The organism is Crassaminicella thermophila (assembly GCF_008152325.1).
Classification (GTDB): Bacteria; Bacillota; Clostridia; order Peptostreptococcales; family Thermotaleaceae; genus Crassaminicella_A; species Crassaminicella_A thermophila.
The window spans coordinates 1-26,901 of record NZ_CP042243.1 but is presented as its reverse complement, the minus strand read 5'-3'; the positions used below and the strand labels follow the sequence as shown (position 1 = coordinate 26,901).

At 33.9% G+C, this 26,901-nt stretch carries 19 protein-coding genes, 1 tRNA gene, 2 rRNA genes, 1 pseudogene and 1 other annotated feature; of the genes and pseudogenes, 4 read left to right on the top strand and 19 right to left on the bottom strand.

Translation table 11 applies throughout. The features are described from left to right. Positions 1-35 precede the first annotated feature (35 nt). The 3 genes from FQB35_RS00115 to FQB35_RS00105 all read right to left on the bottom strand — a co-directional run bounded on the left by FQB35_RS00115 (position 36) and on the right by FQB35_RS00105 (position 4,905). A 23S ribosomal RNA gene (locus FQB35_RS00115) occupies positions 36-3,115 on the bottom strand. A 135-nt stretch (positions 3,116-3,250) separates the two neighbouring features. Beyond that, positions 3,251-3,327 (bottom strand) — tRNA-Ile (locus tag FQB35_RS00110). Positions 3,328-3,377: 50 nt separating this feature from the next. Beyond that, positions 3,378-4,905: ribosomal RNA gene (locus FQB35_RS00105) — 16S ribosomal RNA — on the bottom strand. The 16S and 23S rRNA genes sit together here with 1 tRNA gene alongside, the layout of an rRNA operon. Before the next feature lie 304 nt (positions 4,906-5,209). Here FQB35_RS00105 and FQB35_RS00100 point away from each other — a divergent pair. After that, positions 5,210-5,377 carry a CDIF630_02480 family spore surface protein gene (locus tag FQB35_RS00100; protein WP_148807976.1) on the top strand — a complete coding sequence of 56 codons (168 nt, stop codon included), beginning with the start codon at positions 5,210-5,212 and terminating at the stop codon, positions 5,375-5,377. Positions 5,378-5,415: 38 nt separating this feature from the next. On the opposite strand, the gene nifJ is transcribed toward FQB35_RS00100, so the two are convergent. The 3 genes from nifJ to FQB35_RS00085 form a co-directional block, all read right to left on the bottom strand. After that, positions 5,416-8,946 carry a pyruvate:ferredoxin (flavodoxin) oxidoreductase gene (gene nifJ, locus FQB35_RS00095; protein ID WP_148807975.1) on the bottom strand — a complete coding sequence of 1,177 codons (3,531 nt, stop codon included), beginning with the start codon at positions 8,944-8,946 and terminating at the stop codon, positions 5,416-5,418. Between the two features lie 201 nt (positions 8,947-9,147). Continuing rightward, the gene (locus FQB35_RS00090) at positions 9,148-9,723 is read right to left on the bottom strand and encodes a uracil-DNA glycosylase (RefSeq protein ID WP_148807974.1); all 576 of its coding nucleotides are present in this window, start codon (positions 9,721-9,723) and stop codon (positions 9,148-9,150) included. Further along, positions 9,710-10,285, bottom strand: a complete 576-nt coding sequence (locus FQB35_RS00085) for a uracil-DNA glycosylase (protein ID WP_148807973.1) — start codon at positions 10,283-10,285, stop codon at positions 9,710-9,712. Before FQB35_RS00085 ends, FQB35_RS00090 begins: the two co-directional genes overlap by 14 nt. Positions 10,286-10,398: 113 nt before the next feature. On the opposite strand from FQB35_RS00085, the gene FQB35_RS00080 reads away from it, so the two are divergent. Next, positions 10,399-11,460: a tetraprenyl-beta-curcumene synthase family protein gene (locus FQB35_RS00080; RefSeq protein ID WP_148807972.1), complete on the top strand. Its 1,062-nt coding sequence runs from the start codon at positions 10,399-10,401 to the stop codon at positions 11,458-11,460. Positions 11,461-11,687: 227 nt separating this feature from the next. Here FQB35_RS00080 and trpS read toward each other — a convergent pair whose 3' ends face one another. Beyond that, positions 11,688-12,695 carry a tryptophan--tRNA ligase gene (trpS, locus tag FQB35_RS00075; protein ID WP_148807971.1) on the bottom strand — a complete coding sequence of 336 codons (1,008 nt, stop codon included), beginning with the start codon at positions 12,693-12,695 and terminating at the stop codon, positions 11,688-11,690. Between the two features lie 81 nt (positions 12,696-12,776). Then, positions 12,777-12,982 (bottom strand) — a binding site (T-box leader). A gap of 168 nt (positions 12,983-13,150) precedes the next feature. Between trpS and cspD the strand changes: the two genes are divergently transcribed. Further along, entirely contained in the window at positions 13,151-13,351 is a 201-nt protein-coding gene (cspD, locus tag FQB35_RS00070) for a cold-shock protein CspD (RefSeq protein ID WP_148807970.1), read from the top strand. A gap of 171 nt (positions 13,352-13,522) precedes the next feature. Continuing rightward, on the top strand, positions 13,523-14,071 hold the full coding sequence (locus FQB35_RS00065) for an NADH peroxidase (RefSeq protein WP_148807969.1): 549 nt from the start codon (positions 13,523-13,525) through the stop codon (positions 14,069-14,071). A gap of 44 nt (positions 14,072-14,115) precedes the next feature. On the opposite strand, the gene FQB35_RS00060 is transcribed toward FQB35_RS00065, so the two are convergent. The 12 genes and pseudogenes from FQB35_RS00060 to dnaA all read right to left on the bottom strand — a co-directional run bounded on the left by FQB35_RS00060 (position 14,116) and on the right by dnaA (position 26,901). Then, entirely contained in the window at positions 14,116-15,108 is a 993-nt protein-coding gene (locus tag FQB35_RS00060) for a polyprenyl synthetase family protein (protein WP_148807968.1), read from the bottom strand. A gap of 495 nt (positions 15,109-15,603) precedes the next feature. Beyond that, positions 15,604-16,017: a bacteriohemerythrin gene (locus FQB35_RS00055; protein WP_148807967.1), complete on the bottom strand. Its 414-nt coding sequence runs from the start codon at positions 16,015-16,017 to the stop codon at positions 15,604-15,606. A gap of 27 nt (positions 16,018-16,044) precedes the next feature. Beyond that, complete coding sequence (locus FQB35_RS00050) at positions 16,045-16,833, bottom strand: SigB/SigF/SigG family RNA polymerase sigma factor (protein ID WP_148807966.1); 789 nt, start codon at positions 16,831-16,833, stop codon at positions 16,045-16,047. Next, positions 16,833-17,285, bottom strand: coding sequence for an ATP-binding protein (locus FQB35_RS00045; protein WP_148807965.1), 453 nt, complete (start codon positions 17,283-17,285; stop codon positions 16,833-16,835). Before FQB35_RS00045 ends, FQB35_RS00050 begins: the two co-directional genes overlap by 1 nt. Before the next feature lie 6 nt (positions 17,286-17,291). Further along, complete coding sequence (locus FQB35_RS00040; protein ID WP_148807964.1) at positions 17,292-17,612, bottom strand: STAS domain-containing protein; 321 nt, start codon at positions 17,610-17,612, stop codon at positions 17,292-17,294. Positions 17,613-17,734: 122 nt separating this feature from the next. After that, positions 17,735-20,171: pseudogene (gyrA, locus tag FQB35_RS00035) on the bottom strand (DNA gyrase subunit A). Between the two features lie 15 nt (positions 20,172-20,186). Further along, positions 20,187-22,100: a DNA topoisomerase (ATP-hydrolyzing) subunit B gene (gene gyrB / locus FQB35_RS00030; RefSeq protein WP_148807963.1), complete on the bottom strand. Its 1,914-nt coding sequence runs from the start codon at positions 22,098-22,100 to the stop codon at positions 20,187-20,189. Between the two features lie 241 nt (positions 22,101-22,341). Continuing rightward, the gene (gene remB, locus FQB35_RS00025; RefSeq protein WP_148807962.1) at positions 22,342-22,659 is read right to left on the bottom strand and encodes an extracellular matrix regulator RemB; all 318 of its coding nucleotides are present in this window, start codon (positions 22,657-22,659) and stop codon (positions 22,342-22,344) included. 66 nt (positions 22,660-22,725) lie between these two features. Beyond that, complete coding sequence (gene recF / locus FQB35_RS00020) at positions 22,726-23,847, bottom strand: DNA replication/repair protein RecF (protein WP_148807961.1); 1,122 nt, start codon at positions 23,845-23,847, stop codon at positions 22,726-22,728. A 44-nt stretch (positions 23,848-23,891) separates the two neighbouring features. Continuing rightward, on the bottom strand, positions 23,892-24,101 hold the full coding sequence (locus FQB35_RS00015; RefSeq protein WP_148807960.1) for an RNA-binding S4 domain-containing protein: 210 nt from the start codon (positions 24,099-24,101) through the stop codon (positions 23,892-23,894). A gap of 121 nt (positions 24,102-24,222) precedes the next feature. Beyond that, complete coding sequence (gene dnaN, locus FQB35_RS00010) at positions 24,223-25,323, bottom strand: DNA polymerase III subunit beta (RefSeq protein WP_148807959.1); 1,101 nt, start codon at positions 25,321-25,323, stop codon at positions 24,223-24,225. Positions 25,324-25,557: 234 nt separating this feature from the next. Further along, complete coding sequence (gene dnaA / locus FQB35_RS00005) at positions 25,558-26,901, bottom strand: chromosomal replication initiator protein DnaA (RefSeq protein WP_148807958.1); 1,344 nt, start codon at positions 26,899-26,901, stop codon at positions 25,558-25,560.

Sequence of the window (26,901 nt, the reverse complement as noted above, 5' to 3'; positions counted from 1 at the left end):
TAGAGGTTGTACCCTCAAAACTGAACAATGCATATTTGGTCAAGTCCTCGACCTATTAGTACCTATCAGCTTAAGACATTACTGCCCTTACACCTTAGGCCTATCAACCAGATGGTCTTTCTGGGGTCTTACTGACTTACGTCATGGGAAATCTAATCTTGAGGGGGGCTTCGCGCTTAGATGCCTTCAGCGCTTATCCCGTCCGTACATAGCTACTCAGCCATGCCGCTGGCGCGACAACTGATACACCAGAGGTACGTCCATCCCGGTCCTCTCGTACTAAGGACAGCTCCTCTCAAATTTCCTGCGCCCACAGCGGATAGGGACCGAACTGTCTCACGACGTTCTGAACCCAGCTCGCGTGCCTCTTTAATGGGCGAACAGCCCAACCCTTGGGACCTACTTCAGCCCCAGGATGAGACGAGCCGACATCGAGGTGCCAAACCTCCCCGTCGATGTGGACTCTTGGGGGAGATAAGCCTGTTATCCCCGGGGTAGCTTTTATCCGTTGAGCGATGGCCCTTCCACTCGGAACCACCGGATCACTAAGCCCGACTTTTCGTCCTTGCTCGACTTGTAAGTCTCGCAATCAAGCTCCCTTCTGCCTTTTACACTCTACGCGCGATTTCCGACCGCGCTGAGGGAACCTTTGGGCGCCTCCGTTACCTTTTAGGAGGCGACCGCCCCAGTCAAACTGCCCACCTGACAGTGTCCCAAAGCTGGATTCACAGCTTCTGGTTAGAACTTCAGTATTACAAGAGTGGTATCCCAACGGCGACTCCACACATACTGGCGTACATGCTTCTAAGTCTCCCACCTATGCTGTACATGTAATACCAAAATCCAGTGTCAGGCTACAGTAAAGCTCCACGGGGTCTTTCCGTCCTGCTGCGGGTAACCGGCATCTTCACCGGTACTACAATTTCACCGAGTCTATTGTTGAGACAGTGCCCAAATCGTTACGCCTTTCGTGCGGGTCGGAACTTACCCGACAAGGAATTTCGCTACCTTAGGACCGTTATAGTTACGGCCGCCGTTTACTGGGGCTTAAGTTCAGTGCTTCACTTACGTTAACACGTCCCCTTAACCTTCCAGCACCGGGCAGGCGTCAGCCCCTATACATCGTCTTTCGACTTAGCAGAGACCTGTGTTTTTGCTAAACAGTCGCTTGGGCCTATTCTCTGCGGCCACCTCGGGCTTTAACACCCTACCGTGGCACCCCTTCTCCCTAAGTTACGGGGTCATTTTGCCGAGTTCCTTAACAATAGTTCTCTCGCTCGCCTTAGGATTCTCTCCTCACCTACCTGTGTCGGTTTGCGGTACGGGCACCTAGATCTCGCTAGAGGCTTTTCTCGACAGTGTGGAATCAGCAAGTTCGCTACTATATTTCGCTCCCCATCACCTTTCAGGATTGCCTACGCGGATTTGCCTACATAGACTCCCCTACGGGTTTAGACGCACACAACCAACGGTGCGCTTAGCCTATCCTCCTGTGTCACCCCCATTGCTCAAACGATTTTTCGGTGGTACAGGAATTTCAACCTGTTGTCCATCGCCTACGACTTTCGTCCTCGGCTTAGGTCCCCGACTAACCCTGAGCGGACGAACCTTCCTCAGGAAACCTTAGGTTTTTCGGCGGGTAGGATTCTCACCTACCTCTCGCTACTCATGCCAACATTCTCTCTTCTATACAGTCCACCATTCCTTTCGGTATGACTTCAGCCCGTATAGAATGCTCCCCTACCCCTGTCGTAATATGAATACTAACCTTAGAGCTTTGTTTGAGCTTTTTGGTTATTTGGCCGAAGGCCTTTGCTTGTATCCGTAGGATACCTTCGGCAAAACTTACCTTCTTCCTTTGCTCTTTTCTAAAATCAGTATTCATACTACGACAAGCCGTAGCTTCGGTGACAGGTTTGAGCCCCGGTAATTTTCGGCGCAGGATCACTCGACTAGTGAGCTATTACGCACTCTTTTAAATGAGTGGCTGCTTCTAAGCCAACATCCTAGTTGTCTATGCAATCCCACATCCTTTTTCCACTTAACCTGTACTTAGGGACCTTAGCTGACGGTCTGGGCTGTTTCCCTCTCGACTATGAATCTTATCACACATAGTCTGACTCCCAAAGATATGATTACGGCATTCGGAGTTTGATAGTCTTCGGTAACCGGTGAGGGCCCCTAGGACATTCAGTGCTCTACCTCCGTATCACTAACTTTGAGGCTAGCCCTAAAGCTATTTCGGGGAGAACCAGCTATCTCCGAGTTCGATTGGAATTTCTCCGCTATCCACAAGTCATCCCAGCCTTTTTTTCAACAGACATGGGTTCGGTCCTCCACGAAATTTTTACTTCCGCTTCAACCTGCTCATGGATAGGTCACCCGGTTTCGGGTCTACGGCATACAACTAAATCGCCCTATTCAGACTCGCTTTCGCTGCGGCTCCGTAGCTTAACTACTTAACCTTGCTGCATACCGTAACTCGTTGGCCCGTTCTACAAAAAGTACGCGGTCGTTCATATAAAGAACTTCCACTGCTTGTAAACATAGGGTTTCAGGTTCTATTTCACTCCCCTCCCGGGGTTCTTTTCACCTTTTCCCTCACGGTACTATGCGCTATCGGTCACCAGGTAGTATTTAGCCTTGGGGGTGGTCCCCCTGCTTCCCCACAAGGTTTCACGTGTCTCGTGGTACTCTGGAGTATACTCAAGCTAAACTTTGTTTCGCCTACAGGACTATTACCTCCTATGGTGGGCCTTTCCAGACCTCTTCGGCTACAAATTCTTCGCTCTTATGAGTATATCCGCAACCCCCTAGAAAAAAAAATTTTTTCTAGGGTTTGGGCTAATCCCCTTTCGCTCGCCGCTACTTAGGGAATCGAGTTTTTCTTTCTTTTTCCTCAGGGTACTTAGATGTTTCAGTTCCCCTGGTATGCCTCCTCACTACCTATGGATTCAGTAGTGGGTACCTAAGTATTACCCTAGGTGGGTTTCCCCATTCGGAAATCCCCGGATCAAAACTTGCTTGCAGTTCCCCGAGGCTTATCGCAGCTTACCACGTCCTTCTTCGGCTCCTGGTGCCAAGGCATTCACCCTATGCTCTTTATAACTTGACCAGAAATTGTATTTTATGCATTGTTCAGTTTTCAAAGTACATTTTACTTCGTAAAATGTACGGCGCCAACAAAATCATTCGTTACACTCATGATTTCTGTTGCTTAAAGTACATCCTACGATTTGAAAGATTTAAATGGTGGGCTTGGGAGGACTCGAACCTCCGACCTCACGCTTATCAGGCGTGCGCTCTAACCACCTGAGCTACAAGCCCAAACTTAATCCTTCAAAACTAAACAGTGTAAGTTAAGCCTTTCTCCTTAGAAAGGAGGTGATCCAGCCGCACCTTCCGATACGGCTACCTTGTTACGACTTCACCCCAGTCATTGGTTTCACCTTCGGCAGCTTCCTCCAAAATGGTTAGATAGCTGACTTCGGGCGCCCCCAACTCCCATGGTGTGACGGGCGGTGTGTACAAGACCCGGGAACGCATTCACCGCGGCATTCTGATCCACGATTACTAGCAACTCCAGCTTCATGTGGGCGAGTTGCAGCCCACAATCCGAACTGAGACTGGCTTTTAGGATTTGCTCCGGATTACTCCTTCGCTTCCCGTTGTACCAGCCATTGTAGCACGTGTGTAGCCCAGAACATAAGGGGCATGATGATTTGACGTCATCCCCACCTTCCTCCGAGTTGTCCCCGGCAGTCTCTCTAGAGTGCCCATCCGAAATGCTGGCAACTAAAGACAAGGGTTGCGCTCGTTGCGGGACTTAACCCAACATCTCACGACACGAGCTGACGACAACCATGCACCACCTGTCTCTCTGTCCCCGAAGGGATTTCACCGATTAAGGTTAATGCAGAGGATGTCAAGTCCTGGTAAGGTTCTTCGCGTTGCTTCGAATTAAACCACATGCTCCGCTGCTTGTGCGGGTCCCCGTCAATTCCTTGAGTTTCAGTCTTGCGACCGTACTCCCCAGGCGGAGTGCTTAATGCGTTAGCTGCGGCACCTAAGGGTTACCCTCAGACACCTAGCACTCATCGTTTACGGCGTGGACTACCAGGGTATCTAATCCTGTTCGCTCCCCACGCTTTCGTGCCTCAGCGTCAGTTACAGTCCAGAGAGTCGCCTTCGCCACTGGTGTTCCTCCTAATATCTACGCATTTCACCGCTACACTAGGAATTCCACTCTCCTCTCCTGCACTCAAGCCAATAAGTTTCCAAGGCTTACTACGGTTGAGCCGTAGCCTTTCACCCCAGACTTTATCGGCCGCCTACGCACCCTTTACGCCCAGTGATTCCGGATAACGCTCGCCCCCTACGTATTACCGCGGCTGCTGGCACGTAGTTAGCCGGGGCTTCCTCCTAAGGTACCGTCAGTTTTCTTCCCTTAGGACAGAGCTTTACGACCCGAAGGCCTTCATCGCTCACGCGGCGTTGCTGCATCAGGCTTTCGCCCATTGTGCAATATTCCCCCACTGCTGCCTCCCGTAGGAGTCTGGACCGTGTCTCAGTTCCAGTGTGGCCGATCACCCTCTCAGGTCGGCTACTGATCGTCGCCTTGGTGAGCCTTTACCTCACCAACTAGCTAATCAGACGCAGGCCCATCCTATACCGATAAATCTTTGACTCATGTATCATGCGATACTAGAGTTTTATGAGGTATTAATCCCGGTTTCCCGAGGCTATCCCTCTGTATAGGGCAGGTTGCCTACGCGTTACTCACCCGTCCGCCGCTAAGCTTATACAACTTCATCCGAAGAATCTGTCGTATTCGCTTCGCTCGACTTGCATGTGTTAGGCACGCCGCCAGCGTTCATCCTGAGCCAGGATCAAACTCTCTCAAAAAATCTTCGAGGTTAAAAATTATTGCTGGCTTAATTTCTTACACTGTGTAGTTTTCAAAGATCAAACTTTTTTCATTGCTTAACAGCGACTTGCTTAGTTTATCATTTTTTCGCCTCTCTGTCAATAACTTTTTTTATTTTTATTTCAAACAGTTATCTATCAGCGACGACAAGAAGTATCTTATCACGTTTATTATCACAAGTCAACTATTATTTTTTATTAAATACTCTTTTTATATCAGAGTTTAGACAAAATAGAATTATTTTGACAAACTTTGAAAATAATAAAACCAAGGAGGGATTATATGAACAAAAATAAATTGCAGAAAAAAAATCTAGCACAACCAATAGAAAATCATAAAACTGCTCCTTGGGCAAATATAGAAAATTTAAAACCAGAATCATGTGTTCCAACACCTAATAAATTAGAAGTAGAAAATGCAAAAGAATGGGTAGATACCAACGAAAAGTAAACTGTTACAAAACCCAGGTCAACTGACCTGGGTTCATTTTATTCATATTTCATTTCTGCTAAACGTTTGTAGTTTTCATATCTATCTTTTGCATGCATTTCTGCTTCTTTGAATAATTCTTCTGCAAGATCTGGGAATATATTCTTAAGTTGAGTATATCGAATCTCCCCTTCAATATATTCTCTAAATGATCCTACTGGCTCTTTAGAGTCTAAAATAAATGGGTTCTTCCCTTCCTGTTTTAAATCAGGATTATATCGATATAGATGCCAATATCCTGCTTCGACTGCTTTTTTCTCTTGTACAACAGTCGTACCCATTCCTGTTTTAATTCCATGATTAATACATGGAGCATAACAGATGATAAGTGATGGTCCCTTATAATTTTCTGCTTCCTGAATTGCTTTAATTGTATGATTCATATTTGCACCCATAGCTACTTGAGCAACATATACATATCCATAGCTCATAGCCATCATACCTAAATCTTTTTTACGTATTTTCTTACCAGATGCTGCAAATTTTGCTACAGCTGCAGTTGGTGTAGCTTTTGAAGATTGTCCACCTGTATTAGAATATACTTCTGTATCAAATACCAATACATTTACATCTTCTCCAGATGCAAGGACATGATCTAGTCCTCCATATCCAATATCATAAGCCCATCCATCTCCACCAACAATCCATACAGATTTTTTAACTAGAAAATCTTTCTTTTCTAATATCTCCTGAACGATTTTATTATCCTCATGTCCATGTTCTCTTAAAACAGCAATTAATTTTTCTGCTGCATTTTTAGATTCTTCTCCATTATCCATCACTTGTACATAACTTCTCATTGCATCTTTGCAAGTTTCATCTAAATCAGAATTTTGTGCTTCATTCATTAAATCTCTTAATCTTTCTCTTATCTGTTTTACTCCTAAATACATTCCATATCCATATTCTGCATTGTCTTCAAACAATGAGTTTGCCCAAGCAGGCCCTTTTCCTTCTGCATTTGTTGTAAACGGAACAGAAGGTGCACTTCCTCCCCAAATGGATGAACAACCTGTTGCATTGGCAATCATCATACGATCTCCATAAAGCTGAGTAACCAATTTCAAGTATGCAGTTTCTCCACATCCTGCACAAGCACCAGAGAATTCAAATAAAGGCTTTGCAAATTGGCTGCCCTTTACAGTATATTTATTCATGAAGTGATCTTTTATAGAAATATTCTTTACTGCATACTCCCAGTTATCCTGTTCTTTTATAGTTTCTTCTTCTGCATTTACCATAACTAAAGCCTTTTGCGGTGCAGGACAAATATCTGCACAATTTCCACATCCTGTACAGTCTAAAGGACTTACTTGAATTCTATAGTGCATATTTTCTAAGCCTTTTCCTAAAGCTTTCTTTGTTTCAAAGTTTTCAGGCTTATTCTTCATTTCTTCTTCATCGAGTAAATATGGTCGAATAGTTGCATGTGGACATACATAAGCGCATTGATTACATTGAATACATTTATCTACTTGCCACTGTGGAACCATAACAGCAATACCACGTTTTTCATAAGCTGTTGTACCTAATGGGAATGTTCCATCCTCAATCCCTTCAAATGTGCTTACTGGCAATTTATCTCCCTCATTTTTAGCCATTGGTCTTTGAATGTTTTTTACAAAATATGGTTCATCTTCTTCTGGTTCTTTTTTATCTTCTATGTTTGCCCAACTACTAGGTATATTTACCTTTACTAGCCCTTCTACACCTTGATCTATTGCTTTATGATTCATATTTACAATTTTTTCACCTTTTTTACCATAAGTAGATACAACTAATTCTTTTAAATATCTTACCGCGTCCTCAATGGGAACTACGTTTGTAAGTTTAAAGAAAGCTGACTGCATAATCATATTAATTCTTCCACCAAGTCCAATATCTTGTGCTATTTTTACTGCATCTATAATATAAAAATTGATATTTTTTTGTGCAATTGTTCTTTTAATAGATGCTGGTAATTTTTCATCTAGTTCTTCTTCAGTCCAAGGACAATTAAGCACAAAGGTTCCATTTTGTTTAATTCCTTTTAATAAATCATAATGATTCACATAAGATTTATTGTGACAGGCAATAAAATCTGCATAGTTAATTAGATAAGTAGATTTTATTGGTTTTTTTCCAAATCTTAAATGAGATACAGTTGTTCCTCCTGACTTCTTACTGTCATAAGAAAAATAAGCTTGTGCATAAAGATCCGTATTATCCCCAATAATCTTTATAGCCATCTTATTGGCCCCTACTGTTCCATCAGAACCTAGTCCCCAAAATTTACAGCTAATCGTTCCCTCTGGAGTCGTCTCTATTTCTTTTTCTGCTTCTAATGAAGTATGACTTACATCATCTACAATTCCGATGGTAAAATGGTTCTTTGGATCATTCTTTTTTAGATTGTTATATACAGCTACAATCTGATCTGGTGTAGTATCTTTTGATCCAAGGCCATATCTGCCGCCTACAATCACTGGCTGATTTTCTTTTTCATAGAAAAGACTTCTTACATCTGTATATAATGGTTCTCCTACTGATCCTGGTTCTTTTGTTCGATCTAGTATTGCAATTTTTTTAACGCTCTTAGGTAATACATCAAAGAAGTATTTTTCTGAGAAAGGCCTATATAGCCTAACCTTAATTACACCTACCTTCTCACCTTTTTTCATCAAATAATCTACTGTTTCTTCAATTGTTTCGCAAACAGAACCCATAGCAACAATTACATATTCAGCATCTTGTGCACCATAATAATCAAATGGATGGTATTGTCTTCCTGTAAGTTTACTAATCTCTCTCATATAATTTGCTACAATATCAGGTACCTTTTCATAGAATGGATTTGATGCTTCTCTTCCTTGAAAATAAATATCAGGATTTTGTGCAGTACCTCTTAAAACTGGACGTTCTGGATTTAGTGAACGATTACGAAATTCTTTTACTGCATCAAAGTCTAATAGTTTTCTAAAATCTTCATACTCAATTAATTCTACTTTTTGAATTTCATGAGAAGTTCTAAATCCATCAAAGAAATGTAAAAATGGTACTCTAGATTTAATAGCAGATAAATGTGCAATACCCCCTAAATCAATAACTTCCTGCACACTACTTGCTGCAAGTAGTGCAAAACCTGTCTGTCTAGTTGCCATAACATCTTGATGATCTCCAAAAATAGATAATGCATGAGTTGCAAGTGCACGTGCACTCACATGAAATACTCCTGGTAATAATTCTCCAGCTATTTTATACATATTTGGAATCATTAAAAGCAATCCTTGTGATGCTGTATAGGTAGTAGTCAACGCTCCTCCCTGCAAGGACCCATGCATTGCTCCTGCTGCTCCTGCTTCAGATTGAAGTTCTGAAACCTTCACAGGTTGACCAAACAAATTCTTTTTCCCATGAGCAGCCCATTCATCTACTTTCTCTGCCATAGGAGAAGAAGGGGTTATAGGAAAAATTGCAGCTACCTCTGTAAAAGCATATGATACATAAGCAGCAGCTTCATTCCCATCCATTGTCTTCATTTTTTTAGCCATTCCATATCCTCCTTTTTATTCATTTACTTCATTATTGTTTGTATCTGCACATAAATTTCATTCATTTCCCACTAGTTATTATTTTGATTTTTTTGGATTTTAATACATAAAAATCCTATTTTTTTAATTTAAAAAAGAAATAAAGATAAACAAAATTGTTGTTTATCTTTATAAAAAACTAGGTATGAATAAAAACCATACCTAGTCTTCTTCTATTCTTTCTTTAAAATTTTTAAGCTTATATAAATCCTCAAGATATATATTTTTTAATTCTCGTCTATATATAATTGAAGCCGGATGATAAAGAGGAAACACAAAAAACTTATCCATTTCTATAACTGTACCATGTTTACTTCCAATAGTTGCTTTTTTATCTTTTAAGATACTTTTTAAAGGAACATTTCCAAGGGTTACAATCACTTTTGGCTTAATAATATTTATCTCTTCAAAAAGATATTTTTCATACTTTTTTATTTCTTCTTGATTTGGTGCTCTATTTGATTTTCTCCCTGTTTTTTCGTTTATTTTATAAGGTCTTATCTTTACAACATTTGTAATATAAATATCTTCTCTTTTAAGCTCTAGCACTTCTAAAAATTCTTCCAAGTTTTTGCCAGCTTGACCAACAAATGGTCTTTTTAATTCGATCTCCTTTGCTCCAGGAGCTTCTCCTACTAAAACAATGCTTGCATCTGGATTTCCTTCTCCAAATACAATAGGTTCTTTACTAATCTTTATGCACTCTTTTTTTAGTTTTTCTAGTTTATCTGTTTTCATTTTTATCTTCCCTTAACTCTTTATATTTTTCTTTCACTTTTTTAAAATCTTCCCAAAAAGGTCTTTTTTTAAACACATCTCTAAGTACTGCTGAAGGATGATACGTAGGCATAATCCATATTCCTTTTTTACAGTGCCACTTTCCTCTTTCCTTTGTAATCTTCAAGTTTTCATCAATAATATTGGTTGAAGAAATTGCTCCTAAAGCTACAATAATCTTTGGTTTTATTATTTTTACCTGCCATCTTAAATATGGAATACAAGCCTCCATTTCTTCCTTAAAAGGATTTCTATTATTAGGAGGTCTACATTTTACAATATTGGCAATATATACTTCTTCTCTCGTAAGTTCTATTCCTTCAATAGCTTTAGTTAGAAGCTGACCTGCTGGACCTATAAAAGCTAGTCCTTCTCTATCCTCATAATATCCTGGCCCTTCTCCTATAAACATTATATCTGCATGAGGATTACCTTGTCCAAAAACTACTTTTGTCCTTCCCTCATGGAGGCTACATTTCCTACAACCATAAACAAAACATTTTAATTCTTCTAAGGTATACATAAAACTCGCCCCTAACAATACTTTTAGATATTTGTATTATTATCCAAAATCACATAAATTCCTTCCTATTTGCCTAAAATACTATTATGTATAAATATTTTGGAGGAAATCCTATGATAAAACCCTTTATACAATCTAAACTTATTTATCAATTCGTAAAAAGTGTATTTCCACAGGTAAAAAAAGAATTATCCTACTGGCAAACCTATGCTAGTAAAATCCCTGATAAAATATTATCATATCAAGCTATCTCTAGTATACAAAAAAAGTCTTTTCATGCTCAAGGAGGTTGTATTTATAGCTTATACTATAATCAAATAAACTTAAAACTAATTAAATTTATTGTGGCATTACAAACAATTAGTGACTATCTAGATAATCTATGTGATCGAGCTGGGATAGAAGATGAAAAATCATTTTTGCAACTTCATCAAGCTATTACAGATGCATTACGTCCAGATAATCGTTTTTTTAATTATTATAATACTTATCCTCATAATAATGATGGAGGTTATCTTTATCATCTCGTTAGTACATGTAAATCATATATCCGTACGTTACCAAGTTATCATTTAGTTCAAGAAAAGGTCTTATATTTAGGAAAATTATATGGAGAAATGCAAAGTTATAAGCATATAAATAAAAACAAAAGAGAAGAAGCTATGAATAATTGGTCTAATAAATATATTCAAATTCATAAAGATTTATCTATATGGGAATTTTCTGCAGCTGCTGGATCAACACTAGGAATCTTTCTTCTTTGTACAATTGCTCAAAGTAAAGACTTAGAAGAAAAAGAAGTACAAAAAATAATGGATGCTTACTTTCCATGGGTCTGTGGGTTGCATATTTTATTAGATTATTTTATTGATGAACAAGAAGATTTGTATACAGGAGATTTAAACTTTTTATCTTATTATAAAGACCCTTCTGAAAAAGAAAAGAGACTTATTTACTTTTTAAAGCAATCATTATATAAAACTTTAAATTTAAAAAATCCATTATTTCATAGAACTGTCATAGAAGGTTTACTTGCTATGTATCTTTCTGATACAAAAATAACTTTACAAGACAAAAAAATTACTTCTAAAAAGATACTAAAAGAAGCTTTCTATACTACAAATATTTTATATAATTGCTGTAAATTATTAAGAATAAAAAAAATAATAAAATGAATTATTATGAATGAAAAATAAAAGCGAATAGTTGCAAAGCTTTAGTAAAGAAAACTTGGTGAATAATTTCATAAAAATCCGTAGGCTTAGCATGGACGCTAAGCCAGCAGCCTACAAGACAGGACGTCTTGATTAGGTACGTTAGGATTTTTCGAAATTATGAATCTTAGTTTTCTCTAAAGCTTTATTTATAAGCATTTTTTTATTCATTGATTTTATTAACAAACTTATTTTAAAAATTTTCTTGGAATAAACCCTACCTTCTTATAAACCTTTCTCAAAGTTTTTCTTGCCACTCTTTCCGCTTTATCTGCTCCTTGTGCATAAACTGTTTCTAAATAGTCTTTATTTTTTAACAAGTCTTCATACTTTTCTCTTATAGGTCTTAATCCTTCTACGATAACTTCAGCCACATCATTTTTAAATTCTCCATACCCTTTTCCTTCATACATAGCTTCGATTTCTTCTATACTCTTCCCTGAAAGTTTTGAATAAATCATCATTAAGTTTTTAATACCAGGTTGTTCATCACAATACTTTATTCTTCCTAAAGAATCAGTTACAGCTCTTTTTATCTTTCTTATAATAGCATCTGGATTTTCAACTATTGATATATAAGCATTCTCATTTTCATCTGATTTAGACATTTTCTTTGTAGGTTCTTGAAGACTCATAATTCTAGCACCTACCTTCGGTATATAAGGATCTGGAACTTTAAAAGTTTCACTATATCTATTATTAAATCTTTGGGCTAAATTTCTAGCTAATTCTAAATGCTGCTTTTGATCCTCTCCTACAGGAACAAGATCTGCTTGATATAATAAAATATCTGCTGCCATAAGTACAGGATAAGTAAATAGTGCTGCATTTAAATTTGCTTCACTTTTTTTTGACTTATCTTTAAATTGAGTCATTCTATTTAACTCACCCATATAAGTAATAGAATTTAACACCCAAGATAACTCAGCATGAGCCGTTACATGAGATTGAATAAATATAGTACTTTTTTGTGGGTCTAATCCACATGCTAAATATTGAGCCAATGCCTCTAATGAATTTCTTCTTAAATCTTTTGGTTCTTGTGGTACAGTAATTGCGTGTAAATCTACAATACAATAATAACAATTATATTCATCTTGCAAAGCTACCCAGTTTTTTAATGCTCCTAGATAATTTCCAAGTGTTAATTTTCCTGAAGGCTGTGCGCCACTTAATATAACTTTTTTATCATCCATTGATTATTCCTCCTATTCCTTTATTTAATTTTTTCAATTGTAAAAATTATATTCCAAATCAATATAAAAATCTCGCCTCTATATAGAGACGAGATTGTATCCCGCGGTACCACTCTAGTTGACAAATGTCCACTTAATCCTATAACGGCGGATCTCCGTTAAATCCTACTACAATTTCAGATTTAAGCTCTAAAGTCCATTCAATATAAATATTGGTTTTGGGCTTACACCATCCCCAAATCGCTGAAACCTTATTTATATTTACTACTCTTTATCATCACTTTAATCTTATTAAATTTTCATCAATAATTTGTTTTTTTAATTATATCCGTTTTTGCTATTGTATTCAATTATTTTTATAAAAAATAATATTTTTAGTTTGACAAGAACAAATATGGGTGATACTATTAAATAGTAAAATAAATTACAAATAATATTTTTGGAGGAATTTTTTAATGAAAACAGGTATTGTAAAATGGTTTAACAGTGAAAAAGGATTTGGGTTCATTTCTGTAGAGGGAGAAGATGATGTTTTTGTACATTTCTCTGCTATTACAGGAGAAGGATTTAAAAGCTTAGAAGAAGGGCAAGAAGTTGAATTTGAAGTAGTAGAAGGTAACAGAGGTCCTCAAGCTGCTAATGTAGTTAAACTATAATAGAATATAATAAATATTTTATATATAGACTACTATGTATCTAAACACCCTAAAATTTTAGGGTGTTTTTTATTTTTTGTAAAAATTTGTTTTAATAAAAATTCTATGGGTAAATATAAAATGTGTAAAAAAACAATAAAAAATGAATGTATATTTTTAGGAGGTATTATTATGAAAAAATTTATATGTAAAGTATGTGGCTATGTACATGAAGGAACAGAAGCACCTGATTTCTGTCCTCAATGTAGGGCTCCTAAAGAACAATTTTCTGTTCAATCTACAGAAAAATTAGCATGGGCAGATGAGCATTTTGTAGGCGTAGCAAAAGGTGTAGATCCTGAGATATTAGAAGGGCTTCGAATGAACTTTACAGGAGAATGTACTGAAATAGGTATGTATCTTGCTATGAGTCGTCAAGCTGACCGTGAAGGATATCCTGAAATCGCTGAAGCATATAAAAGAATTGCTTGGGAAGAAGCAGAACATGCTGCAAAATTTGCTGAGTTATTAGGTGAAGTAGTTACAAATAGCACAAAGAAAAACTTGCAAATGAGAGTAGCTGCTGAGCATGGTGCTTGTGCTGGCAAGAAAGATTTGGCTACAAAAGCAAAAAAATTAAATCTAGATGCAATTCATGATACTGTTCATGAAATGTGTAAGGATGAAGCAAGACATGGTCAAGTTTTTGAAGGCCTATTAAAACGTTATTTTGATAAGTAAAAGATATTTCAATAAAAGATCCTATCTTTAGGATCTTTTATTGGTTAATTTTTCCTAACTAAAACTTTGTCTGCAATATCTAGCAACATCCTTTTATACATAGAATCTTCTATTATTTCTAATGCATCTTTTGCTTTTTTTATACAATAAACTGCTTCATCATAAGCTTCTTCTAGTGCATTATTTTCTTTAAGAAGGTATAAAATTTCATAGTAGCTTTCTACTGTTATTCCTTTTTTAAACATTTTTTTTAACCGATCCTTATATATACTCTGATTTATAAGCTTTAATATAGGCAATGTAATATTTCCTTCCCTCAAATCACATCCTACAGGCTTTCCTAAAGATTCTTCATTTCCTGTAAAATCTAATAAATCATCTATAATTTGAAAAGCATACCCTAAATTTTTACCATAAGCTTTTAAAGCTTCTACTTGAACTTTATCTGCTCCCCCTATTATTGCTCCTGCTTGACAACAAGAAGCAATCAATATTCCTGTTTTTTTATAAATTCTTTCGTAATAATTCTCTATAGTTTGATTTAAATTAAATTTATTATCTGCCTGAACAATTTCACCATCACACATCTGCTGAATAGCTTTTACTGCAATAGACATACTTTTTATTGATCTATTTGTAGAGAGTATTTCAAAAGCCTTTGCAAATAAATAATCTCCTACCAACACAGATACTTGATTTCCCTCTAATGCATTTACTGTAGGTTTATTTCTCCTTACAAAGGACTCATCAATAATATCATCATGAACAAGAGAAGCCATATGAATAAATTCATATGCTGCTGCCGTTTGAATTGCTTCTTTAGTTAATTCTCCAAAGCATTGTGAAGAACATAAAACTAATATAGGCCTTATTCTTTTCCCTCCAGATTTTATAAGTCTTAAACATATTTTATATATATCTCCATTAACATCTAATATTTCCTTTAAAAGTTTTTCTTCAACTTCTTTAAGTCCATTGATGTTTTTCACGTGAAACATCTCTCTTTGAGTTTTTTCTTTAACTATTACTTTACTCAAATTAACAACCTGCTTTCTTTTATAGTATATCTATAAATTATTTACAAACTTACTTTAATTTAAACAGAAATTTCATATATATATATAACCTAAACATTAAAAAAATATAAAGACACGTAAGAATAAACGTATCTTTATATTTTTTTATTAAAGTTAGTTATCCATAGATATACTCACTTTAAAAGCCAATTGCTTAAAAGGAATTGGCTCAGACTATAAAGAAAATAGAATTTATAAATGAAAAATAAAAGCGAATAATTGCAAAGTTTTAGCAAAAAAACTTGATGAAGAATTTTTGAAAAATCCGTAGGCTTAGCATGGATGCTAAGCCAGCATCCTACAAGATAGGATGTCTTGATTAGATGCGTTAGGATTTTTCGAAATTATGAATCTTAGTTTTCTCTAAAAATTTGTTTATGAGCGTTATTTTTCAATTTATAGACAAATATAACTTTGTCAAAAAACTCAAGCCAATTGCTTAAAAGCAATTGGCTTTTAATAAACACCTTTTTCCTGAAGAAAATCTTTATACTGATGATCACTTTTTAAGATATGCTGTTCAATCCAATCCGCAAGAAACTCCATCATTTTCAGTTTCATTTCCATTTGTTTTTCATCAATATCTTGATTTTCAAATTGAATAATTTTATTTATAAACGATTTATGTTGTCTCTTATGTAATTGCAATCCTTCATATCCATGCTGCTTTAGTAATTTTTCTTCATATGTAAAATGATAAATTGTATATTCCCTTAATTCTACTAGTATTTCCACAATTTCATCATAATGATCTATTTCATCTTTTAATGTTAAAATATCATATAATTTTTTCCCTATTTCTAATAAATGCTTATGTTGTTTATCAATCTCAGCAATATTAAAGCAATATTCTTCCTTCCATTCAAACATCTTTTGTCCCCCTTTAAACGTTGTCTCCTATATTTTGTTTAATTCCTTTCTAAATTTATTAATAATTTTTTTCTCCATCCTTGATACAGTCATTTGAGATACATTTAGTAATTTTGCAACTTGTGATTGAGTCTTATTTTTAAAAAATCTATATTTTACTATTTTCAATTCTACTTCATTTAATTTTTCTATACTCTTTTTTAGAAAGTCTTTATTCTCTAAAATATTAAAGTATTCATCATTTTCTCCAATTAAGTCTTTAAGCTGCATATCTTTGTCATCTCCATCTGTATCATAATGCATATCTAAAGACTTAGGCGTGTAAACTTGACTAGCTTCCATAGCTTCTAGCACTTGTTCTTCCGTACAATCTAAATACTCTGCAATATCTGAAACCTTAGGGGTTCTTTGAAGTTGTTGGGTTAATATATTTTTTGCATTATTTACTTTTTTAGATAATTCCTGTATTCTCCTAGGAACTCTTATAGCCCATCCTTTATCCCTAAAATATTTCTTTATTTCACCAATAATTGTAGGTGTAGCAAAACTAGAAAACTCAAACCCTTTTGTTATATCAAAACGCTCAATAGCAAAAATAAGGCCAAGGGATGCAATTTGATAAATATCTTCATATTCAATCCCTTTATTCACATATTTTTTCGATAAAATTTCAGCTATATATAAATATCGATTAACTAGCTCATTTCTTATATCTTGATCTTTTTTTTCAGCATATAACTTAAATAAATCTTTTTCATTTAAATCACTCAGGGAATTAGCATTTCCATTTATTACAATATCTTTTGTATGCTTCATCAAAAATCATCCCCTAGATATTTTATCATCTTTATCATTGTACCTTTTCCTATATCTGATAGGATTTCTACTTCATCCATTAAAGATTTAATGATAAATATCCCTAAACCTCCTTCTTTTGGACTAGTTAAGTCTGGCTCTTTCAACTGGCTACTCTCAAACCCATGTCCCCTATCAAATACTTCAATTGTCATTTTTTCATCATCTACAAAAAAGTTTATATCAAAGTTTTGTTTGTTATAACAAAGACCATGTTCAATTGCATTCGTACAAGCTTCTGCTATTGCTACCTTTATATCTTCAATTTGTTCTATATCAAATCCCATTCTACTTGCTATTGCAGATGCTGTTAAACGAACAACATGAACATATTCAGGTTTACTTGGCACGGATATTGAAAAATGATCAGTCATTTCCTTTTCCACCTTCTCTATGATTTTATTATTATACATAAATCTTTATTCTCCTTCTAATATAAAAATTTTATTTAAACCAGTTATTTTAAGTAATTTAGAAATATTTTGTTTTGGATTTACAATTATTATGTTTTTATTTTCCTTTTTTAATCTTTTTAGTGCTCCTATTAAAACCCCCAAACCTGTGCTATCAATATAAGTTAATTCTGAACAGTTTATCTTTATATTATCAACATGTTCATCTAACATTTTCCTTAATGTTTCCTTTAATTCATTTGCTGTATAAATATCTACTTCTCCTATTATATCCATCAACCAAATATTTTCTTCTTCCATGTAATTTGTATTAATCCTAAGTGACACAAAAAAACCCCTTTCCGTTTCATTATTTCTAGTTTAATGTTACCCAGTATTTTTTTCATTAAACATATCTTGTAGAAAAAATACGCAAAAGTAATACTACCTTTGCGTATAAAAACAATATTTTATTCTTCATCTGCTTCTTGAATTACTTTTGCAATAGAAACAATATTTGTTTCTTGATCTACCCTCATCAATGTTACACCTTGTGTATTTCTACCCATTGTAGGAATTTCTTTTACTTCTAGTCTTATAATTACGCCACCTTTATTAATGATCATAATCTCATCATCATCTTTTACAACTTTAGCCCCTACTAATTTTCCTGTTTTTTCTTTTGCATTATAAGTAATTAATCCTTTACCTCCTCTAGCCTGTGTATTATATTGTTCTAGAGAAGTTCTTTTCCCAAATCCATATTCACTCACAACCAATAAATCACTATCTTCTTCTACTAATTCCATTGCTACAACTATATCGTTATCATCTAAATTCATAGCTTTTACACCCATTGCAGCTCTACCCATATCTCTTACGTCATTTTCATGGAAGCGAATAGCTTTTCCTTGTCTTGTAACCATAATGACTTCTTGATTTCCATCTGTTAATTTTACACTGATTAATTCATCATCTTCTCTTAAGTTAATAGCAATTAAACCTGTTTTTCTTGAAGTATCAAATTGTGATAAATCAGTCTTTTTAATAATTCCTTTTTGCGTAACTGCTAATAAGAATTTGCTTGGTTCAAATGTCTTAACAGGAATAACAGCTGTTATTTTCTCATTTGGAAGTAATTGCAATAAGTTTACAATAGCTGTTCCTTTTGCTTGCCTTTTTGCTTCTGGTATTTCATAAGCTTTTAATCTATAAACTCTTCCTCTATTTGTAAAGAATAATAGGTAATTATGGGTTGAAGTAATAAATAAATGTTCAACAAAATCTTCTTCCCTTGTAGTAAGTCCTGCTACACCTTTCCCACCTCTTTTTTGACTTTTATACGTATCTGCAGGAAGTCTTTTAATATATCCTAAGTGGGTTAAAGTAATTGCTACTTCTTCTTCATCTATTAAATCTTCTATGTCTATTTCATCTGCAGCAGCCTTAATATCTGTTCTTCTTTTGTCATTATATAATTCTTTTATTTCAAGAATTTCTTCTTTAATGATATTTAAAAGCAATCTCTCATTTGCAAGAATTTCTTTATAATGATTAATTAATTTTATTAATTCTTCATATTCTGCTTCAATTTTTTCTCTTTCTAATCCTGTAAGCTTTTGAAGTCTCATATCAAGAATTGCTTGTGCTTGTTTTTCTGATAAATTAAATGTATTCATCAATCCTTCTTTTGCTTGAGATACACTTTTAGAGCTTCTTATCAACTTAATAACCGCATCAATATTATCTAGAGCAATCTTTAATCCTTCTAATATATGAGCTCTATCCTCAGCTTTTGCTAAATCATATTTTGTTCTTCTTGTTACTACATCTTTTTGGTGTTCTAAATAATAATATATTAAATCATAAAGGTTTAAAATTTTTGGCTGACCATTCACAAGCGCAATCATAATAATACTAAATGTATCTTGAAGTTGTGTATGCTTATAAAAGCTTATTTAATACTACATTTGGATTAGCATCTCTTTTTAACTCTATAACAATGCGCATACCATTTCTATCACTTTCATCTCTCAAATCAGAGATTCCTTCAATCTTTTTATCTCTTACTAAATCAGCTATTTTTTCAATTAATCTTGCTTTATTTACCTGATATGGAATTTCACTTACAATAATTTGATTTTTTCCCTTTGCAGTTTGCTCTATTTCTGCTTTTGCTCTAACAACGACTCTTCCTTGCCCTGTTCTATATGCTTCTTTTATTGATTCTTTTCCCATTATAGTTGCACCAGTAGGAAAATCTGGCCCCTTCACAATTTTTATTAAATCTTCTACTGTTGTATCCTGATCATCGATCAATTTAACAGTTGCATCAATAACTTCCCCTAAATTATGAGGTGGGATAGATGTAGCCATTCCAACTGCTATACCATTAGAACCATTTACTAATAAATTTGGAAATCTACTTGGAAGAACAACTGGCTCCTTTAATGTTTCATCAAAGTTTGGTGAAAAATCAACTGTTTCTTTTCCTATATCCCTTAAAAGCTCTACAGATAATTTTGTAAGCTTAGCTTCTGTATAACGCATGGCAGCAGCACCATCTCCATCAATGGAACCAAAATTCCCATGGCCATTGACTAATAAATATCTAGTTGAAAAATCCTGTGCCATTCTTACCATTGCATCATAAACAGAACTATCTCCATGCGGATGATATTTACCTAGAACGTCCCCAACGATACGAGCTGACTTTCTGTGAGGTTTTTCTGGCGTTAAGCCTAATTCATTCATTGCATAAAGAATTCTTCTATGAACTGGCTTTAATCCATCCCTTACATCTGGTAATGCACGTCCTACGATTACACTCATTGCATAATCAATATAGGATGTTTTCATCTTCTCTTCTATATCAACTTGAATTATTCTACTTTTATCTTCTACCATTGATTCTCCCCCTTACTACACATCTAAGTTACTTACATATTTTGCATTTTGTTCTATAAATTCTCTACGGGGCTTTACTTTATCTCCCATAAGTGTAGTAAAAATTTCATCTGCTGCCGCAGCATCATCTACTGTAACTTGTATAAGTGTTCTTTTTTCACTATCCATTGTGGTCTCCCACAATTGTTCAGGATTCATTTCACCTAAACCTTTATATCTTTGTATATTTATTCCATTTCTACCTATTTCATCTAATAGTTTTTCTAATTCTTTATCCGAATAAACATAATGTTCCGCTTTACCTTTCTTTACTTTATAAAGCGGTGGTCGTGCAATGTATACATGACCATTATCTATAAGTGGTTTCATATATCTATAAAAGAATGTCAATAACAATGTACTAATATGTGCTCCATCAACGTCCGCATCTGTCATTATGACAATTTTATGGTATCTTAATTTTTTAATATCAAATTCATCTCCAATACCACATCCAAAAGCCGTAATCATAGCCCTTATTTCACTAGAATTTAATATTTTATCTAGTCTTGCTTTCTCAACATTTAATATTTTCCCTCTAAGAGGCAATATTGCCTGTGTTCTTCTATCTCTCCCTTGCTTTGCAGAGCCACCAGCAGAATCACCCTCTACAATAAATATTTCACTTAAAGTAGGATCTTTTTCTGAACAATCTGCAAGCTTTCCAGGAAGTGATAAACTGTCTAAAGCACCTTTTCTACGAGTTAACTCTCTAGCCTTTCTTGCAGCTTCTCTTGCTCTGGCTGCTTTTATAGATTTCTCAATTATTGTTTTTGTTTCACTAGGGTTTTGTTCAAAAAAAGCTTGTAATGCATCACTTGTAATGGCTTCTACAATTCCCCTCATTTCACTGTTTCCAAGCTTTGTCTTTGTCTGTCCTTCAAATTGAGGTTCAGTTAATTTAACAGAAATAACACATGTTAAACCCTCTCTAATATCTTCCCCTGTAAGATTTTCATCCTTTTCTTTTAATATATTGTTTTTTCTTGCATAATCATTCACCACACGCGTCAATGCAGATTTAAATCCAATAAGATGTGTTCCCCCTTCATGGGTATTAATATTATTAGCAAAAGCAAAAATGTTTTCTGTGTATTTATCTGTATACTGCATTGCAACTTCAACTTCTGAGTTTTCTTTTTTTCCTTCAAAATAAATAATACTTTTGTGGATCACATCTTTATTTTTATTTAAGTATTTTACAAATTCTTTAATCCCACCCTCATAATGAAAAACTAACTTACGAGGAGTTTCTTCTCTTTCATCAATAAGTATAATTCGTATTCCTTTATTTAAAAAAGCAATCTCTCTTAATCTATGCTCTAGTGTATCAAATTTAAATGTAGTTTCTTCAAATATTTCTTTATCAGGTAAAAATCTTGTTTGAGAACCTGTTTCATTTGATTCACCTATTACTTTAAGCTCCGTAATAGTTTTTCCTCTTTCATATCTTTGATGATAAATTTTTCCATCCCTCTTTACCTGTACTTCCATCCATTCTGATAATGCATTTACAACAGATGCTCCAACTCCATGAAGTCCCCCTGAGACTTTGTATCCTCCACCGCCAAATTTTCCTCCTGCATGCAGTACTGTATGAATAACTTCTACAGCAGGCTTTCCCATCTTAGGATGAATATCTACAGGCATCCCTCTTCCATCATCCCTTACAGTAATAGAATTATCTTTCCCAATAATTACATCTATATTTTTACAATATCCTGCTAAAGCTTCATCAATACTATTATCTACAATTTCATATACAAGGTGATGAAGTCCTTTTAGTCCTGTAGAACCTATATACATACCTGGTCTTTTTCGAACTGGCTCTAAACCTTCTAATACTTGTATCTGCTCCGCTCCATATTCTTGGTTTATTTTTTCTCCCATTTTCCTACCTCCTACTTATGTTTTCACATAAAAAATTCGCATTATGCTATCGCATATGCTCATTTCGCCAACGAAATTTCAAAGAATCCTCTTTGAAATTTCCGTTGCTCAAATTCCCTATAAACTATTTGATCCCCTAGTTATCCACATTCTAAGAAATTTATAATTCCCTAAAGAATAAAAAAGCTACGGATCCTTTCATATCCTAAATTTTCCGTTGCTCATTACGCTCTATCTTTGTCTATTTTATATAAACTTCTTCTAAGCTATACATATCATCTATTAGATTCGCTCTTTTTTGAAGGGTAACGGACGATATAGGTGAATAATAAATAACCGTTTTAACAACTTTTTTTGTAGGTTTTCCATTTTTTTCTACAAATTCAGCGATAATACAGGATTTTATTTTTTCATCCGATATTTTTTCTACAAAACCTTCTTCTTCAGCAATACGAAAAAATTCTTTACTATCTTTAGATTTTTCAATTGAAGCACTATCTATAATTGCCACAATATTTTCAATAGGGACTACAACATCTTTTCCCAGATGAAGAAACATGAAAAAACCTCCCTAAAATTACTCCACATTATATTATAACCTTTTATCAATGGATGTAAAAGAAATTTATACTGATTCTATTTTCTCCTTTCTAACAATTGCATTTTTAACATAAAATACATATTCTTTATCTACATTTAAGTCATTTAAATGTTCTCTTTCTGTTGTTGTAATAAATATTTGCACATCTCTTAATGCTTTTATTAAGAATTTTTGCCTATTTATATCTAATTCAGACATAACATCATCTAATAAAAGAATCGGATATTCTGAAGTTTCTCCTTTTATAAGTTCAATCTCAGCAAGTTTTAAAGATAGTGCACAAGTTCTTTGCTGTCCTTGTGATCCAAAACTTCTTATATCAATTCCATTTACAAAAACACCTAAATCATCTCTATGGGGTCCTACAGTTGTAGTTCCTCTTTGTAGATCAACTTCTAAAGATTCTTTTAATCTGCTTCTAAAACTTTCTAATGTTTCTTCAAAAGTATTATTTAATTGAATATTACTAATATACTTTACTTCAAGATTCTCTTTATTCTCCGTTATTTTTCTATGAATCAATCGGCTTAAAGGAGCTATTCTTGTAACAAATTTAGCTCTCTCTATAATAATCCTTGTTCCTATTTCTATTATTTTCTCATTCCATATATCAAGGGTATCCATATATTTTTTATGATGATGTATTTTCTTTAAAAGATTATTTCTCTGTAAAAGTACTCTATTATACTGAGTCAAATAGTGAAAATAACTAGGTTTCATTTGAGATATTTCATCATCCATAAATTTTCTTCTCTCACTAGGTCCTTCTTTAATTAACTTTAAATCTTCTGGTGAAAAAACCACCACATAAACATTATTAAGAATATCTGTATTTTTACTTAATGTTACACCATTTACCTTAATTTGTTTTTTCTTATTTTCTTCTAACTTTAACTCTACAACTGTATCTGTATATCTCTTTTTTCCTTCCACCTTTATATATGCCTGCTCTTTATCAAATTTAATTAACTCTCTATCTTTATTCGTTCGAAAAGACTTACCTGTACTTGTTAGATAAATCGCCTCTAAGATATTTGTCTTTCCCTGTGCATTATTTCCAACAAATACATTTAACTTAGGATGAAATTTTAACTGCAGTTGGTTATAATTCCTAAAGTTTATTAATTTTAAGCTTTCTAAATACACCTTATGCACCCCTTGTGCTTTAACTTCACTTGTATTTATGAATTTTAATTTTTAATAAGAATTTGCTCTCCTTCTACTTGTATAATATCTCCAGGCCTTAATTTTTTTCCTCTCCTATATTCAATAACACCATTTACTTTTACCAAGCCTTCTTGTATAAGCATCTTAGCATGTCCACCTGTTTGAACTAAATTTGCAAATTTTAATGCTTTGTCTAATTGTATATAGTCCCCTTCTATTTTTAATTCTGTCATATAAATCACTCCTTCTAATAAACTATATAAATATTTTCTTCTAAAATCAAATATTTATAGATAAACGCTCTTAGTATTTTGAAAAGGAGTCCTCTTGAAACTTTCAGAGAACTCCTTCTTCTTAACCTACAAGTCTAACTGGTAGTATAAGATACGTATAATTACTATGGTCTGTTGGTTTTACGATACATGGACTTACACTAGTCGTAAATTCTAAATAAACTTCATCACTATCAATAATCTTTAAAGCATCTAGAAAATACTTCGAATTAAAACCAATATCCACATCTTCTCCCTCTAATTCTATAGAAACAGATTCAAATACTTTTCCAATTTCTGCATTAGATGTAATAGTCATTAATTCATCTCTTACAGAAAATTTTACAAGATTATTTTTTCCTTCTTTTGCCAATAATGAAGCACGCTCCATACTACCTAGCAAACTTTTTGTATTTACCTTTACTCTCGATTTATATTCTTTTGGAATAATTTGTTCATAATTTATAAATTCTCCTTCTAATAGTCTTGATATTACTCTTGTTTTATTCATATTAAATAAAACATGTTTATCTGTAAAGAAAATTTCAACATCTGTATTTTCTTCTTCTAAAATCCTATTTATCTCATTTAATGTTTTTGCTGGAATAACAGCTTTATTATTAAGAGCATTTTTTATATTTGCTTGTCTTAAAGCTAATCGATATCCATCTAAAGCAACCATATTAATAGATTCTTCTTGTAGCTCCATTAAAACACCTGTTAGAATTGGACGGGTTTCATCCACTGCTGTAGCAAATATTGTTTGTTTAATCATATTCTTTAAAAGATCTTGTGGGAGCTTATAAGCATCAGATTCTTCTACTGTTGGTAGTTCTGGAAATTCAACAGCAGGTTGTCCAATTAACGTAAACTCTGAATTGGCACATCTAATTGTAGCATTATTATTCATATCAACTTCTATTTCAACATCTTCATCTGGTAGCTTTCGAATAATATCTCCTAAAATTCTAGCAGATAAAACAATAGCACCTTTAGATATAATTTCAGCATCTATATAATTTTCTATACCAATTTCTAAATCTGTACCAACTAATTTTAATTGTTGTCCACAAGTTTCTAATAAAATACCTTTTAATATAGGTAATGTAGTTTTTGATGATACTGCTTTTTGAACTGTATTTATGCTTGAGGATAAAATGCGTTGGTTACAAATGATTTTCATCTGTGGATAACCTCCTTTTTATCAAACATATATAAATAATATAAATTTTTAGTAGTAATAGTAATAGGGCATGTGAATTTGTTGATAAGTGTCGTAAGCTATGAAAAATACATTATTACAAAAATGTATAAAATGTGAATATGTAGACCATATTTATCCACATATTCAAAAGAAATAGAGCATATAATATTTTATCAACATTCTATTAAGATAATAATCACAGATTCATGTGGGTTATTTGTCTTTAATATCTTTTATAACATTTTCTATTTTTTCTTTTATATCTAGATTAGAATCAATGTCTTTTGAAATTTTTTCATGTGCGTGGATAACTGTAGTATGATCTCTTCCCCCAAATTCATCACCAATTTTAGGAAGAGATAAGTCTGTCAATTCTCTACATAGATACATGGCAATTTGTCTTGGATAAGCAATAGAACGTGTTCTTCTTTTTGAATTAAAGTCTTCTAGCTTAATTCCAAAATGTTCTGCAACAACTTCTTTTATAAGCTGTACAGTTATCTGCTTTGGCCGAGTAGAAGTAATAATATCTTTTAAAGCCTCGTTTGCTAATTCTATAGATACTTCTCTATTTGTAAGAGAAGAATATGCTACAATTCTTATTAAAGCACCTTCTAATTCACGAATATTCGATTGAATCTTTTTTGCAATATGATGCATAACTTCATTAGGAACATCAATACCTTCAATTTCAGCTTTTTTTCGAAGAATAGCGATTCTTGTTTCTAGATCCGGTGGTTGAATATCTGTAATAAGTCCCCATTCAAATCTAGATCGTAATCGGTCTTCTAATGTAGGAATTTCTTTTGGAGGTCTATCACTAGAGATAATAATTTGTTTATTTGCTTCATGAAGTGCATTAAAGGTATGGAAGAATTCCTCCTGTGTCCGCTCTTTACCTGCTATAAATTGAATATCATCTACTAATAGTACATCTACATTTCTATATTTATTTCTAAATTCTACATTTTTGTCATCTCGAATTGAGTTAATTAACTCATTAGTAAATTTTTCTGAAGAAACATATACAACCTTAGCATTTGGATTTTGTCCTAGTATAAAATGGCCAATTGCATGCATCAAATGGGTTTTTCCTAGTCCAACTCCTCCATATATAAATAGAGGATTATAAGCTTTAGCAGGAGCCTCAGCAACTGCAAGTGATGCAGCATGGGCAAATCGATTACTGTTTCCAATTACAAAAGTATCAAATACATATTTAGGATTTAGATTTAAAGCATCAAAAGAATCTCTGCTATTATTTTGATGATTATTTTTTGGTTGAGAAGCTTTTAAATATGCTTCACTTCCAGGAACAGTAAAGGCTAAAGTATATTCTTCAGAGGTAATTTGTTTTATGGCATTGATAATGAGTGTAGCATATCTTGCTTCTAATATGCCTTTTGAAAAATCATTTGCTACAGCTAAAATAATGGTTTTTCCATTAATCGTCAAAGGTTCTATTGGTTTAAGCCAGGTATTATAGCTGACTTCTGTGAGCTCAGTTTTGATTAAATTCAATGCTTTCTGCCATATTTCAGACAGTTGGTTATTCAT

Bases quoted from the DNA above. Each gene is read 5' to 3' on its own strand.
- FQB35_RS00085 (WP_148807973.1), bottom strand. From the start codon at position 10,285: ATGTATACCTTAGAAGAATTAAAATGTTTTGTTTATGGTTGTAGGAAA.
- dnaN (WP_148807959.1), bottom strand. From the start codon at position 25,323: ATGAAAATCATTTGTAACCAACGCATTTTATCCTCAAGCATAAATACA.
- trpS (WP_148807971.1), bottom strand. From the start codon at position 12,695: ATGGATGATAAAAAAGTTATATTAAGTGGCGCACAGCCTTCAGGAAAA.
- FQB35_RS00015 (WP_148807960.1), bottom strand. From the start codon at position 24,101: ATGACAGAATTAAAAATAGAAGGGGACTATATACAATTAGACAAAGCA.
- FQB35_RS00080 (WP_148807972.1), top strand. From the start codon at position 10,399: ATGATAAAACCCTTTATACAATCTAAACTTATTTATCAATTCGTAAAA.
- FQB35_RS00090 (WP_148807974.1), bottom strand. From the start codon at position 9,723: ATGAAAACAGATAAACTAGAAAAACTAAAAAAAGAGTGCATAAAGATT.
- gyrB (WP_148807963.1), bottom strand. From the start codon at position 22,100: ATGGGAGAAAAAATAAACCAAGAATATGGAGCGGAGCAGATACAAGTA.
- FQB35_RS00065 (WP_148807969.1), top strand. From the start codon at position 13,523: ATGAAAAAATTTATATGTAAAGTATGTGGCTATGTACATGAAGGAACA.
- FQB35_RS00045 (WP_148807965.1), bottom strand. From the start codon at position 17,285: ATGTATAATAATAAAATCATAGAGAAGGTGGAAAAGGAAATGACTGAT.
- FQB35_RS00100 (WP_148807976.1), top strand. From the start codon at position 5,210: ATGAACAAAAATAAATTGCAGAAAAAAAATCTAGCACAACCAATAGAA.
- dnaA (WP_148807958.1), bottom strand. From the start codon at position 26,901: ATGAATAACCAACTGTCTGAAATATGGCAGAAAGCATTGAATTTAATC.
- cspD (WP_148807970.1), top strand. From the start codon at position 13,151: ATGAAAACAGGTATTGTAAAATGGTTTAACAGTGAAAAAGGATTTGGG.
- FQB35_RS00055 (WP_148807967.1), bottom strand. From the start codon at position 16,017: ATGTTTGAATGGAAGGAAGAATATTGCTTTAATATTGCTGAGATTGAT.
- FQB35_RS00050 (WP_148807966.1), bottom strand. From the start codon at position 16,833: ATGAAGCATACAAAAGATATTGTAATAAATGGAAATGCTAATTCCCTG.
- remB (WP_148807962.1), bottom strand. From the start codon at position 22,659: ATGTTTCTTCATCTGGGAAAAGATGTTGTAGTCCCTATTGAAAATATT.
- nifJ (WP_148807975.1), bottom strand. From the start codon at position 8,946: ATGGCTAAAAAAATGAAGACAATGGATGGGAATGAAGCTGCTGCTTAT.